Raw genomic sequence first — 13,494 nt, forward strand, 5'->3', positions numbered from 1 at the left:
GACGCCAGGAACTACGCAAAGAACTACGCATGCAATGCATCCTTGCCGGGTCAGGGGGTCTTGTTCGTGTCGGCGGCCTGGGCAGCGCCACGAATGATCTGCATGGTGGGCACTGCCGCAACCGCGGCCGGGCCGGCCAGCGGCACCTGGGACAGCTGGCTGAAGCGGTAGAGTTCTCGGTTGGCGGCGTCCACTTGAGCGCTTGCGTCCTGGCCGGACCAGTAACGCGCCAGCAACTGTTCGTCGGCGCTGCGTACTGCCAGGCGCAAGGTGCCGGCCTGGGCGGCCAGCAGCAGGCGGCTGGCCAGGGCCTGGGGCACGGCCAAGCCCACGGTGCGGGTAACGGTGCCGCCCATCATCTGCTGGTCACGGCGGGCTTTCTGTTCTTCGGCGGTCTGCGCCGGGCGACCGTCATTGGCCAGGCCCGTCTGCTGGTCGACGCTGAGCACACGCAGGGCCGGCAGCACCACCTGGGCGGAGGATTGCGGGTTGTTGGTTTCTTCGCGCAGGAACAGCAGCACATCGACATAGTCGCCGGGCCGCAGTTGCCCGGCTGCGCCCACCACATCGTCCACCGCCACCGCCACCGCGCGCTCGTGGCTGCGGATCATCCGCGCCAGCGGGCCGCCCGCCTGGAAGCTCGACTCATCGAGCCAACTGCCGGCCTCCAGCGGCCGCGAACTGCTGCGCCCCAGCACCTGTTCAGGCTGCTGGAAAGCGCCGGCGGGCACCACCTGCAAGCGCTCGACCAGCACGTCGTCGGCGGTCAACGGGGTATTGGCCGGCACAGCCCTGCGCAGCACCAGGATGGGTGTGCGAGGCGGTTCCGGAGGTTGGACAGGCGCCGGGGCAAGTGCGGGGGCCGACGCCTCGGAGGGGGCGGCGACGATAGGCGTTGGCGCGGATTGCGCCGGGCGGCTGAGGCGCAGGCCCCAATAGCCGGCCAGCAATGCAGCCAACAGAAACAGGCCAGCGAGGACCATGGTCAAGCGACTGCTCATTTCCGCACTCCCTGCGCCGGGGACCAATGCTGGCAAAAAGTAACTATTTCGCTATTGCAAGTTAGCGCAGCCCTGTCGAATCGCCATTTGTCCGGCTACGTTTTTTAAGCCATGAAATTGACGCATAAAGAAAACAGGAACTTAGCCACGCTGATTAAAGTTAATACTTTCGAATTAATGCTTTGTTACATTTGCAGGCTGCCATGGCTTGGCGATCCTGTGATGGCAAAGGGGTGTCACATTTCAAGCCCCGTGACCGGCGCCGACCGTGCGCAAGGAGACGTGCCATGCTGCTGCACCTGATCATCCTCCACTGCAAGAACTTCCTTCAGCGCAAGGACGGCGCCTCCGGTATCGAATACGCGGTGATCGCGGCCATGGTCGCAGTCGTACTGGCCGGGTTCGTCACCCCCATCTCGGGCGAGGTAAAAGCCATCATGACCACGATCCAGACCGCGATCACCCAGTAACCTCGCGCTGCGTGCATGCCGATTGATCCAGACCTTCGGGAGCCGACCATGCCGACCTCTTCCTTGCGTCAACAGATACTGCTGGTCGATGACGAGGAGGAGGAGGCCCTGCTGGAGCTGGCCGAACTGCTGGAAAACCAGGGTTTCTGCTGCCATACCGCCGTCTCGGTGAGGACGGCCCTGCAACTGCTCACCCGCCACCCGGATGTCGCCCTGGTGATCACCGGCCTGCGCATGCCCGAAGAGAGCGGCATCGGCCTGATTAAACGCCTGCGCGACCACACTGCTCGCCAGCACCTGCCCGTGATCGTGATGTCCGGGCACGCCGACATGGACGACTGCAGCGATCTGCTGCGCCTGCAGGTGCTGGACCTGTTCCGCAAGCCGATCTACCACGCGAGGTTGCTGGAGACGCTGGAGAACCTGTTCCCCAAACCGTTGCTGCATGCGGTGAATTAGGGCGACACAGCGAAGCATCCGTCGCGAAAGGGGGGCAAGGCTGACAGGTGTTCGCCGTAAGGGTTGTGGCGCCTATGAGATCGAGCGCCGCCCGCGCGGCGCATCGCGGGACAAGCCCGCTCCCACATTTGTTTCGGGCCAATTATTCCTGGACCATCACCTAGTCCGCCTTGTTGGTACGACACGGTTTCAGCGTGGGCCTTGCCGCCGCCCCACATGACTCAAGGCATGCACCAAGGCAGGCGCCGGTACTTTCACAGGAGTAATTGGCTCGAAACAAATGTGGGAGCGGGCTTGTCCCGCGATGCGCCGCGCGGGCGGCGCTCGATCTCATAGACGACACAATCCTTGCGGCGAACACCTGTCAGCCCCCCGACCATCTTGATCGGGACGCCCCCAAGCCCAGTCTCTCCCCCCTCACAGTCGATAACTAAAGCTCACCGTCACCCGTGGCTGCCGGCTCAAGCTGTCCAGCGCAATGTCCGCCATCGGCTTGGCCACCTCGACAGCGATGTTGTAACCCCGCCCATCCCCAAAGCGCAGGCCAATCGCGGCAGAGGACATACGCGCCGACTGCACTTCCAGCCTGTTGAACCAGGCCCGCGCAGCATCCAGCACGGCATACGGCTGCAGCACTCGAAACCAATCCCCCTCACGCCTGAAGCTGTAGTTGAGCTCGTACGCCAACCCCCAACCCTTGTCACCGTAGGCCTGGTCACGGGGGTAGCCACGCCCGTAGTTCTGCCCGCCGAACACCACCCGCTCACTGTCGGGCAGGCTGTCATTGCTCCAGTAACCCGCCGCCGAGGCCACGCCCTGCCAACGGTCGGTGAAGTCGTCGCTCTGCAGCCCGGACAGGCGCAAGCGTAGAAAATCCAGGTCGTGGTCGGCGTTGCTGCGCGCGCCGAAATGGTCCAGGCCCTGATACACCCCGCCACTCACGATGCGCAGGCGCCGAGCCTCCGCCTTGCGCCAATCGACCTCGAACGACAGCGCGCGGACATCGGTCTCGCTGTCCATCTGCCGGGGCGCGCCAAGCCACTGGTAGTCGGTACGGTCCTTGACCATGTAGATGCGCCCCACCGCCTCCAGCCACTCGTTGGCAGAGACGATCAGCGGTTGGCTCAGGCCAACCGAATAGCGCTCACTCTCGCGCTGCTGGATCAAGTCATCGCCATTGTCCAGGCGAATTCGCGTGCGCGGATCACTGCGATAGCGCGAGGCCGACAGCAGCAACTGCGAGCCCTCACCGTCGACGAACTGGGCGTAGTCCAGGCGATAGTAGTGGGCCTCGTCCTCACCCGGCGGCAGCAGCACGCTGGCGCTCAGTTGCTCGGCGTAACGGGTCTGGGCATTGCTGCCGGCACCCAGCAGTGCCTGCAGGTCATCGCGGCTGCCGTCGTTGAGCTGGGCAGTGCCGGTGAACGCTTTGCGCACGGCCCGGACCACCATCCGCGCGCGCCCGTCGGCAGTGCCCGGCGCAAGGACCTGCGCCCGGGCAGTGACACCGGGGATGCGGCCGATCAGGCCGGTATAGCGCTCCAGGTTCGCCCGGGTCAGTGGCCGCTCGGTCATGAGCTTGTCCAGCAACTGGGCCAGGTAGCCGCGCGCCGGGCCGATGTCGCCCTCGACCTGATAATCGCCAATGTAGCCTTCCACCAGCACCACCCGCACTCGCCCCTCGCTGAAGTCCTGGGGCGGCAGAAAGGCGTACGAAAGCAGGTAGCCGTCCTGCCGATAGCGCTGGGTCAGCCTGTCAGTCAGCTCGACCAGTTCGCCCAGGCTGGCCTGCCGGCCGATCAACGGCTGATAGTGCTCGCGCAAGTCGCTCAAGGGGTAGACGGTGCCCCCTTCGAAACGCACCTTGTGCACCTGCACCGGCGTGCTCATCGACAGCGCTGGCTGCTGCACCGCACTCGGCGCGGGCAATTGCAGGGCCGGCGCAGCGGGGCGGTAGGCATCCACCGGCAGATTCGCCGTGGGTAGCTGTGCTTCGATCTGACTGCTGTCGAGGAAACCCGGCAGCGGGGCAGCGTGGACCAGGCCGCCCCAGCACACCAGCAACATCACCAGCAGTGGACGCATGCGGACGCTCCCTGATCCCGAAGGTACGCGAGTGCCCGTTGCTCACCCCCGCCACAGCAAGCGTAGGTGCCGGGATTGCAATCAGCCACCAGGCCACGGCCCCGCTGGATCACTCGCTGACCTGGAACTCCACCCGCGCGGTTTCGCCGCTCTCGTCCAGCGCACTGAGCTCGATGCGCCCGGCCTGTTCGAAACGCACCAGCAGGCTGTCCTGCCCGCGCGTTTCGCCCAGCGGCTGGCCATTCATGAACCACCAGCGCTGCCCGCCACCGCCCAGCGCCGACACCCGCACCTGCAGCGGCTCGCTGTTGCTGGCCGGGCGACGCAGGTTGTCACCCGGGCGCACACCGACGATCGACAGCGGCGGTGCGCTGGCCGCTACCTGCGGCGGGCAGCTCGGGTCCACGGCCGGCAGCCGCGCCGCACGCTGTTCGACGCGCGGCAGCCAGGGCTCCAGCGGTGCCGGCCACAGGGCAATGTCACGGGCCCTGGCGCCCGGGCAACCGGCATCGACACGTAGCCCCTGGTCGTTGACCCATACCGTATCGCGCAGGCCCAGGCCCAGCGGCTGGTCGGCGGCCTGCAAGGTGGGTGGCGTGGTGTTGTCGAGGGTCCAGGCGAAGCGCTGGCGGCGGCAGTTTGGGTCCTGGCGGTTCATCGGCTGGCCCAGCGGCCAGCAGATCGCGGCAACGCCCACCGAGTCCGGCACGGCATCCACCGGCAGGCGGATGCCGCGCTGGGCATCACGGTTGCTCAGCAAGTCGTGCACCTGCAGCATCAGCGGCGCCGCCGAGGCCAGGCCGAACTGGCCCGGTACCGGCGTGCCGTCTGGGCGACCGATCCAGACACCGATCAGGTAACGCGGGCCGACGCCCACCGACCAGGCATCACGAAAGCCATAGCTGGTGCCGGTCTTCCAGGCCAGTTGCGGGCGCTGCACCAGCTCGGCGTGGGGGTCGCGGTCGGGGCGTGCCAGGCCGCTGAGAATGCGCCGGGTAATCCATGCCGAACCCGGTGACAGCAGGCGCTGTTCCAGCAGCGGGTCCTGCGGTTGCAGGCGGATCTTCGCGCTGCGCCCCTCGCGGGCGAAGGCGGCGTAGCCGCCGACCAGGTCTTCCAGCCGGCTGCCGGCACCACCCAGGATCAACGACAGGTTCGGCTCGGCCAAGGGTGGCAATACCAAGGGCACGCCGCCCATGCGCATCTGCGCGGCAAAGCGTTTCGGCCCGTAGGCTTCGAGCAACTGCACCGCCGGCAGGTTGAGCGACAACGCCAGTGCCGAGCTGGCCGACACCGGGCCACTGAAGCCCATGGAGAAGTTGCCCGGGCGGTAATCGCCATAGCGCCGCGGCACATCCTGCAGCAACGACTCGGAGTGGATCAGGCCATCGTCCATGGCCATGGCATAGAGGAAGGGTTTAAGGGTCGAGCCGGGCGAGCGCAGGGCATGGATCATGTCGACATGCCCGAAGCGGCGCTCGTCGCCGATGTCGATCGAGCCAAGATAGGCACGTACCGCCATGCTCTGCGTCTCCACCACCAGCAACGCCGCCGAGGTGCGCTCGGGCAGGCGCGCACGCCAGCCCAGCAGCAGGTCTTCCAGGCGCCGCTGCAAGGTGGCGTCGAGGGTGGTGCGGATCAACGGCGGGCTGCCCGGCGTGTTCAGGCGCCGGGCCAGCAGCGGCGCCAGTGCCGGCTCCTGGCGCGGGGCGAGCAGCAAGGGTTCCTCACGCGCCTCGGCAATGCGCTGTGCCGGCCACAGCTGGTACTCGGCCAGGCGCTGCAGCACCTTGTCGCGGGCACGCTGGGCGCGTTGCGGATGGCGGTCGGGGCGCAAGCGGCTCGGTGCCTGCGGCAACACCGCGAGCAACGCGGCCTCGGCCGGCGTCAGGTGTTTCGGTGATTTGCCCAGGTAAGCCCAACTGGCGGCCGCCACGCCCTGCAAGGTACCGCCGAACGGTGCGCGGTTGAGGTAGATCTGCAGGATTTCGCGCTTGGACAGGTGCCACTCCAGCTGCGCCGTGCGCCACAGCTGGCGCAGCTTGCCCGGCAGGGTACGGTCATGCGGGTCGAGCAGGCGCGCCACCTGCATCGACAAGGTGCTGCCGCCGGACACCACGCGCCCGCCACGCAGGTTGAGCCAGGCCGCACGGGCCAAGGCCATGGGGTTGACCCCCGGGTGGTGATAGAACCAACGGTCCTCGTAGCCGAGCACGGCCTCCAGATAGAGCGGCGAAACCTCGTCCGGGCTGACCGGATAACGCCACACGCCATCGGCATCGGCGAAGCGCCACAGCGGTGTACCATCCTCGGCCAGCACCACCCGCGCCAGGTCGTCGCCCGGCATCGGCAGCGGCCAGATGCGGTCGGCCAACCACAACAGGGCGATGGCCAGCAACAGGCCAACGGCGCCGCGCCGCAGGGCTCTCATCAGGCGTGGGCGGGCTAAGCTTGGCATCGGGAACCGACCGGGCCGGGTGATGGCCAAAGGCTTGGAACCACCGATTCGTTCATCAGGAAGCAACTATGCATGTAGAAGGTTTTTTCGAGTGGCTGGGCCAGGTACTGGGGTCGGTGATCCGCTTCATCGTCGATGGCCTTGGCGGGTTGTTCAACCTGCTGGCCAATGCCGGCGGCAACTTCATCGATGGCCTGGCACGCACCCTGGGCATGGACACTTCGCTGGTCAGCATCCTCGCCTTGATCGTCGGGCTAATGCTGCTGTACTCGGCGGTGCGCGCGTTCATGCGGGCATCGATCATTCTCGGGATCATCTGGGCGTTGCTGGGGTTGTGGGTGTTGAGTTGGGTGGTGCACTAGCGATACACCTGTGGGAGCGGGCTTGCCCCGCGATAGCGTGATATCAGGCGACGATGCCGCTCCTGCTTACGCCATCGCGGGGCAAGCCCGCTCCCACGTGTCACTGCCTGTGCTGCCTCAGCGGGCGCGCACTACCATCTCGCCCTGGCTCTCGCCAACCGCCTGCACGTTCGGCCGATACATCGACTCCACCTGCGGCGGCGGGATGCGGTAGCTGCCCGGGGTCACCGCACGCGCCAGGTACAGCAGGTGGGTGGTGCCGTAGCTGTCGAGCTTGAGCGCCGCCACGTAGCGGTCGTCGCGGTACTCCTGGTGCACCACGCTGGCGTTCTGCATCGACTCGCGCCACTGCTTCACTGCGCTGCTGGCGTTGTCCAGGCTGGCGGCGCTCTGCGCCAGGTTCTGGTTTTCAAGCTCCAGCCCCGCCGGCAGCAGGTCGACCACCAGAGCATCCGGCACGCGGTCCCGGGCCTTGAGCGCCAGGTGCACCAGCACCAGGTCGCCGCTGCGCAGGCTGCGTACATCCAGCGGTTGGCCATTCATGCCCAGGTACTCGCGACGGATTTCCAGGCCATTGCCGCTGGCGGCCGGGGCCTGGCGCGGGTAGCCCGACAGCGTCAGCTGCTGGTACAGGGTGTCGCTGCCTTCGTTCTGCACCGTCAGCGGCGAGGCCAGCAGCGGGCCTTCGAGTTTCATCCCCGAATCGCTGTTGCTGAACTCGCGAACCTCGCCAGCGCTGTCCAGGCGTGCCTTCCAGCTGCCCTCCGGCTTGCCCAGCAGGCCACGGCCGGCAAGGAACAGGGCATTGCGCTCCTGGGTCGACAGCCAGCGGTTGGCCGCCAGCTCGTCAGACAGCGCGAACAAGCGCTGGTCGACCTGGTTACCCGCCAGGTTGTTCTCCTGCAACAGTGCAAGGATCAGCGCCTGGTCACGCAGCGCGCTGCCATAGTCGGCCATCCAGCCCTGGCTGCGGCTGACCGCCAGGCCCGCCTGCAAGGCCTGCTGGGAACGCGGCTTGTCGCCCATCTTGTCCAGCGCCACCGCCAGCTGCACCAACGGCAGGCCGGAGCGGGCATCGCTGCGCCGGTCGAACAGGCTGCGCAGGGCACCCAGCGGCGCCTGTTGGCTGCGCGCCAGCACCAGCGCGGCATAGGCCTGCACGGCAAAACGGGTGTGTTCGGCGTTCTGGCTGTAGTCGACCTCGATCAGGTTGCGCTCCTGCACATAACGCAGCAGGCGTTCGCTGGCCTTCTTCAGGACTTCGGCCGGCACCCCGTAGCCTTGCTCGCGGGCGCGCAGCAGGAAGTCGGTGACATAGGCGGTCAGCCAGTACTCTTCCTCGCTGTCCGAGCTCCACAGGCCGAAGCTGCCGTTGTAGCGCTGCATGCCCAGCAGGTGTTCGATGCCCATCTCGATCTTGCGCTTGCGCACGTCGTTCGGCTCGCCCTTGATGCCCAGGCGCTTGAGGCTGTCGGCATCGGCGTACAGCGAAGGGTACAGGCCACTGGTGGTCTGCTCCAGGCAGCCATAGGGGTAGGCTTCCAGGGCGCGGATCTGCTCGGCCAGGTTCAGCGGCGGGCGGCTCGACAAGGCCAGCGTGGCCTCCAGGCCCGCCGGCTCGAACTCGGCCAGGTCGCTGCCCGGCAGGCTCCACGGCTGGTCCTTGAGGGCCACGCGGTAGTGCTTGAGCATCGCCGGGTAGGCCGGGCGGATGCCCAGGGTCCATTCGCGTTCGAAGGCGTTGGTTGGCTCGCCCGGCAATTGCAGGCCACTAACCTGCACCCGCACCTTGCCCTGGCCGAGGCCGCCCTGGGCCTGCACCGGGATCATCAAGGTGGTGCGCTGGCCTTCGCCGAGCGCGATGTTCTGCTGGGCCCCGCCCAACAGGTTCAACTGGCCTTCGCCGATCACCTGCACCGTAAGTTGCTGGGCACGGCCAGACAGGTTGGCCAGGTCCAGCGCCAGGCTGGTGCGGTCGCCACCGGCAAGGAAACGCGGCGCCGACAGCTCGGCAATCAGCGGCGCGGCCACCACCGTCTTGCCTTCGGCCATGCCGAAGTGCTCTTCGGTCCAGGCCTGGGCCATCAGGCGCAGTTCGCCGTTGAAGTCGGGGATGTCGACCGTGGCCTGGCCTTCGCCTTTCTCATCCAGGGTCACCGGCAGGCTCTGCTGGGCAACGATGGTCACCGTGGTGTTGGGGCGCTTGCCACCCTTGGCCATGGCCGCGTCGCCACCGAACGCCAGGCTGGCCAGGCGGCCCTGGCCGGCTTCGATCAGCTGGCCGTAGATGTCCAGCTGGTCGGCGCCGTAGGCCTTGCGGCCGAACAGGCTGGCGAACGGGTCGGGGGTCTTGAAGTCGGTGATGTTGAGGATGCCCACGTCCACCGCGGACAACAGCACATGCACCTGCTTGGGCACGCTGCCGTCGGCGTTGACGGCCTTGAACTTCACGGTCAACGGTTGTTTCGGGCGCATCTTCTCCGGTGCCTGCAGGCTCACCGCGAGCTTGCGCTCGGCGCGGTCCAGCGGCAGGTGCAACACGCCTACGGCGCGCTTGGGGGTGGCGTTGGCCTTGCGCTCGCCCGGGCGAATCACCAGGGCACTGATGTACAGGTCATGGCGTGCCCACTTCTTGTCCAGCTCGACCTCGAAGGTCTTGCCTTCGGCCGGCACGTCGATTTCCTGCCACCACAGCGGGCCGTCGGCGGACTCGATCATCAGGTAGCCGGAGCCTGCGGCCGGCGGGGTGACGGTGACCTTGGCGGTGGTACCTTCCTTGAAGGCTGGCTTGTCCAGGGCGATCTTCACCTGGTCGGGGCGCACCGCGCCGCCTTCGGCGTTGTCCTGGGCGCGGTAGCCCGCCCAGAAGCGCGCACTCGACACCAGGCCGGTCTGCGGGTCTTCCACCTCGACGCGGTATGGGCCCCACTCCACCTGGAAGTTCAGCTTGGCGGTGGAGCCGGCCTTGACGCTGAGGGTCTCTTCGCTCTGGGTGAGGAATTTTTCGTTGTAGTTGTAGCTCCAGCCGTCGCTCTGGGAGTAGTTCCAGTAGTAGTCGCGGCGCTCGCGGATCAGGCGCACCTTGAGGTCGTTGGCGGCCAGCTTGTTGCCGTTCTGGTCGGCGACCAGGAACTCGAACTCCACCGGGCCGTCGCCGTCGGTCTCTTCACCGTCGAACAAGCCACGCAGGCCCGGCAGGCGTTCGGCGGGCCAGATCGGCTGTTCCAGGCGGCGGGTGATCGGCCGGCCACCGGACTCCTGCAGGCTGGCCTGCACGGTCAGTTGCAGCGGTGAACGCGCTTCGCTCCAGCGGCTTTCGATATCGATTCGGGCCTTGCCGGCCTGGTCGAGGGTGACTTCGTCCAGCTCCAGGTCCTGGTTCAGCTCGGTCTCGGTGACCGCGCCGAACTGGTAGCCCGGCAGCGCCTTCACCGCTTCACGTAGCGGGCGCACGTAGGCCTGGCCGCTGAGGCGGTTGCCGGCCGCCGGGGCGCCGTATAGGTAACGGCCATTGACCTGGATGGTGGCGGTCTGCTCGGGCGACAGCGGTTTGCTGCTGCCCTTGAGCTCCAGCGCCAGGCGCTCGGGGAGGAAGTCCTCGACGAGGAATTCGTAGACCTGTTTGCGGCCACCGCCCAGGTCCAGCAGCAGTTGCCAGCGGCCGGTCGGTGCTTCCGTGGCCAGTTGCAGTTGGTACTGGAACAGGCCGTTCTGGTCGGCCTCCCAGACGAACTTGCGGCTCACCTGCTCATCCGGGCGACGCACTTCGACGCTGACCGGCTGGGCCTTGACCGGCTTGCCGTCCTGGTCGCGCAACAGGCCGTTGAGCAACACCGTTTCGCCTGGGCGATACAGGTCGCGTGGGCCGAAGATGAAGAACTGCAGCGGGTTGGCCTGGGGGCCGGTGATGTCGAATTCGGCCAGGTCCAGGGCCGCGGTGTTCAGGCGCAGCAGGGTGGTGTGCACGCCCTGTGTGGCGATCAGGGTGTCGGCCTTGGCGGTGATCGGCAGTTGCGCGTGGCCGTCGCCGTCGGTCTTGGCCTGCGCCAGCAACTTGCCCTTGTCGTCGTGCAGCTCGAGGGTCACGTCCTTGAGTGCCTTGCCGCCTTCCAGGGCCTGGGTGAAGACGTCCAGGCGGTCGCGGTAGCGGTGGGCAGAGACGCCGATGTCACTCAAGGTGAACAGGGTCGCCGGCTGCGAATAGTCGTAGGTGCCCGAGGCACGCATCACCGCCAGGTACACCCCTGGCTCCTGCAACGGCTTGATCCCGGCGATCGGCAGCAGCACGGTCTCGCGGGTGTTGCGCGCAGGGTTGAGGTCGAAGCGGCCGCCGTAGACCAGCTCGGCCATGTCCAGGGTTTCCTTGGACTGGTAGTAGTACAGGCTGCTGTTGCGGCCCCAGTTGGCCAGGAAGGTCGAGAGCATCTCGGGTTTGACCCGGAAGAACTCGACATCGACCTTGGGCACGTTCAGGGCAATCACCGGCAGGCCTTCGGCCAGGCGGGTCGGCAACAGCGAGCCACGGCTGGCGAAGCCCACGGTGGGCTGCATGTCGCGGGTTTCGAAGCGGCTGACCGATTCGCTCTGGAGCGTATTGCCGTTCACCGCCAGCAGGCCCTTGTCGATGGTCAGGACCATCTTGCGCTGCGGTTCCAGGTGGCGCAGGCGCAGCTCCATCTGGTTGTCGGAGAGTTCCCAGGCGCCGTCGACCTTGCCCTTGACGGTGTCGACCAGGTGCAGCTTGGCGGCGAAGTCCTGGTTGGCGTCCAGCGGCGCGGACACGCTGACCGACAGGGTGCTGGCACCGTCGAGCTGCACTTCCGAGACATCCAGCACGGCGAGCTCGCGGCCGGCGTAGCGCTTGGCGAGCGCGGCGGGGTCTTCGCGCTTGGCCGCCGGTTGCTCGACGGCAGCGGCGGGTTTCTCGGCGGGCGCCGGTGGTTTCTCCGGTGTGGAGGAATCACAGGCACTGAGCAGGGCCAGCGCGCAGGCCAGCAACAATCCTTTGTTGAGCATTTTGAGGGTGAACTCTTTGGCAGCGTGTACGTGAGGGGGGCAACTATAGCGCAACGCTGCCAGGGTTACCCGACCGCGCGCGGCAAGTGAGACCCTGTTCGCGCCGATTGGTTGCCGGGCCGGTACAATCCGCTGGGCAATCGCGGGGCAAGCCCGCTCCCACGCCATGATCTCACCCGTGGGAGCGGGCTTGCCCCGCGATTGCCCTATTTGCACCCCCGCTGGAGCCCACATGTCTTCACTGTCCACTGCCTGGCACCACCGCCCCACCCACCGCAAGGTCTGGGGCCTGGCCGCGCCGATGATCCTGTCCAACATCTCGGTGCCGCTGGTGGCGCTGGTCGACAGCACGGTGATCGGCCACCTGCCCCATGCCCACCAGTTGGGCGCGGTGGCCGTCGGCGCCACGCTGTTCACCTTCATGGTCGGCCTGATGGGCTTCCTGCGCATGGGTTCCACCGGCTTCGCCGCCCAGGCCGCCGGCCGTGCCGACGGCGCCGCGCTGCGCCAGGTGCTGGTGCAAGGGCTGTTGCTGGCACTGGCCTTCGCCGTGTTGATCGGCCTGCTGGCCCTGCCCTTCAGCCAGTTGGCGCTCCAGGCGATACAGCCCAGCGCCGCCTTGCACGCGTCCACCGAAGCCTTCTTCCACACCCGCCTGTTCGGCCTGCCGGCAGCCCTGGCCAGCTACGCCCTGGTCGGCTGGTTCCTCGGCACCCAGAACGCCCGGGCACCGTTGGCGATCCTGCTGACCACCAACCTGCTCAACATCGCCCTGAACCTGTGGTTCGTGCTGGGCCTGGACTGGGGCGTGATCGGCTCGGCCCGGGCCTCGGTGATCGCCGAATGGAGCGGTGCGCTGCTGGGCCTGGCCCTCACCCGCCCGGCGCTGCGCGCCTACCCCGGGCATATTGCCTGGGCCGCGCTGCAACGCTGGCAGGCCTGGCGGCCGCTGCTGGCGGTCAACCGCGATATCTTCCTGCGCAGCCTGGCACTGCAACTGGTGTTCCTGCTGCTGACCCTGCAGGGCGCGCGCCTGGGTGAGGCGACGGTGGCGGCCAATGCCCTGCTGCTCAACGGCCTTTTGCTCACCGCCTATGCGCTCGACGGCCTGGCCCATGCGGTGGAGGCCCTGTGCGGGCATGCCATTGGCGCGCGCGACCGGGACAGCCTGCGCCGTGCACTGGTGGTGGCCTGCGGCTGGTCGCTGATCGTCAGCCTCGGCTTTGCCGTGCTGTTCCTGCTGGGCGGGCATGTGTTCATTGACCTGCAAACCGATATCGCCAGCGTGCGTGAGGCGGCGTACCCGTACCTGCCGTATCTGGCGCTGCTGCCGTTGATCGCGGTGTGGAGTTACTTGCTCGATGGGTTATTCATTGGCGCCACGCGGGCGCGGGAGATGCGCAATGCAATGCTGGTATCGGTGCTGATCGCCCTGCCCTTTGCGCTGGGGTTGAGCGGGATGGGCAACCATGGCTTGTGGCTGGCCTTTTTGCTGTTCATGGCGCTGCGGGCGGTGACGTTGGGGTGGGTGGGGTGGCGGATGCAGCAGCAGGACCTGTGGCTACGCCATGCCTGACGGTGCGCGATGAACTGGGGCCGCTTTGCGGCCCTTCGCGGGTAAACCCGCTCCCACGGTTGCGTGT

General features: G+C 67.1%; 8 protein-coding genes. 4 read left to right on the forward strand and 4 right to left on the reverse strand.

Translation table 11 applies throughout. The features are described 5' to 3' along the window. Nucleotides 1-50: 50 nt before the first annotated feature. Nucleotides 51-1,001 (reverse strand): Flp pilus assembly protein CpaB, encoded by a 951-nt coding sequence (gene cpaB, locus DM373_RS07445; protein WP_110992922.1) that lies wholly within the window; start codon nt 999-1,001, stop codon nt 51-53. Between the two features lie 287 nt (nt 1,002-1,288). Between cpaB and DM373_RS07450 the strand changes: the two genes are divergently transcribed. Together DM373_RS07450 and DM373_RS07455 are read left to right on the forward strand one after the other, a co-directional pair. Next, nucleotides 1,289-1,471: a Flp family type IVb pilin gene (locus tag DM373_RS07450; RefSeq protein WP_110992923.1), complete on the forward strand. Its 183-nt coding sequence runs from the start codon at nt 1,289-1,291 to the stop codon at nt 1,469-1,471. Between the two features lie 48 nt (nt 1,472-1,519). Continuing rightward, nucleotides 1,520-1,930, forward strand: a complete 411-nt coding sequence (locus DM373_RS07455) for a response regulator (RefSeq protein WP_110992924.1) — start codon at nt 1,520-1,522, stop codon at nt 1,928-1,930. 417 nt (nt 1,931-2,347) lie between these two features. On the opposite strand, the gene DM373_RS07460 is transcribed toward DM373_RS07455, so the two are convergent. Together DM373_RS07460 and pbpC are read right to left on the reverse strand one after the other, a co-directional pair. Next, entirely contained in the window at nt 2,348-4,015 is a 1,668-nt protein-coding gene (locus DM373_RS07460; RefSeq protein WP_110992925.1) for a ShlB/FhaC/HecB family hemolysin secretion/activation protein, read from the reverse strand. A 109-nt stretch (nt 4,016-4,124) separates the two neighbouring features. Beyond that, nucleotides 4,125-6,473 carry a peptidoglycan glycosyltransferase PbpC gene (gene pbpC / locus DM373_RS07465; protein WP_110992926.1) on the reverse strand — a complete coding sequence of 783 codons (2,349 nt, stop codon included), beginning with the start codon at nt 6,471-6,473 and terminating at the stop codon, nt 4,125-4,127. A 68-nt stretch (nt 6,474-6,541) separates the two neighbouring features. Between pbpC and DM373_RS07470 the strand changes: the two genes are divergently transcribed. Continuing rightward, a complete protein-coding gene (locus tag DM373_RS07470; RefSeq protein WP_110992927.1) occupies nt 6,542-6,835 on the forward strand; it encodes a hypothetical protein in 294 nt (97 codons plus the stop codon). A 117-nt stretch (nt 6,836-6,952) separates the two neighbouring features. Here the strand turns inward: DM373_RS07470 and DM373_RS07475 are convergent, their stop codons facing one another. Further along, nucleotides 6,953-11,851, reverse strand: a complete 4,899-nt coding sequence (locus DM373_RS07475) for an alpha-2-macroglobulin family protein (protein ID WP_110992928.1) — start codon at nt 11,849-11,851, stop codon at nt 6,953-6,955. A 232-nt stretch (nt 11,852-12,083) separates the two neighbouring features. On the opposite strand from DM373_RS07475, the gene DM373_RS07480 reads away from it, so the two are divergent. Then, nucleotides 12,084-13,427, forward strand: coding sequence for an MATE family efflux transporter (locus DM373_RS07480; protein ID WP_110992929.1), 1,344 nt, complete (start codon nt 12,084-12,086; stop codon nt 13,425-13,427). Nucleotides 13,428-13,494: the final 67 nt, after the last annotated feature.

This window comes from Pseudomonas sichuanensis, from assembly GCF_003231305.1.
Lineage (GTDB): Bacteria > Pseudomonadota > Gammaproteobacteria > Pseudomonadales > Pseudomonadaceae > Aquipseudomonas > Aquipseudomonas sichuanensis.

Coding starts and splice junctions, on each gene's coding strand:
- DM373_RS07475 (WP_110992928.1), bottom strand. CDS start 11,851: ATGCTCAACAAAGGATTGTTGCTGGCCTGCGCGCTGGCCCTGCTCAGT.
- pbpC (WP_110992926.1), bottom strand. CDS start 6,473: ATGCCAAGCTTAGCCCGCCCACGCCTGATGAGAGCCCTGCGGCGCGGC.
- DM373_RS07470 (WP_110992927.1), top strand. CDS start 6,542: ATGCATGTAGAAGGTTTTTTCGAGTGGCTGGGCCAGGTACTGGGGTCG.
- DM373_RS07450 (WP_110992923.1), top strand. CDS start 1,289: ATGCTGCTGCACCTGATCATCCTCCACTGCAAGAACTTCCTTCAGCGC.
- cpaB (WP_110992922.1), bottom strand. CDS start 1,001: ATGAGCAGTCGCTTGACCATGGTCCTCGCTGGCCTGTTTCTGTTGGCT.
- DM373_RS07455 (WP_110992924.1), top strand. CDS start 1,520: ATGCCGACCTCTTCCTTGCGTCAACAGATACTGCTGGTCGATGACGAG.
- DM373_RS07480 (WP_110992929.1), top strand. CDS start 12,084: ATGTCTTCACTGTCCACTGCCTGGCACCACCGCCCCACCCACCGCAAG.
- DM373_RS07460 (WP_110992925.1), bottom strand. CDS start 4,015: ATGCGTCCACTGCTGGTGATGTTGCTGGTGTGCTGGGGCGGCCTGGTC.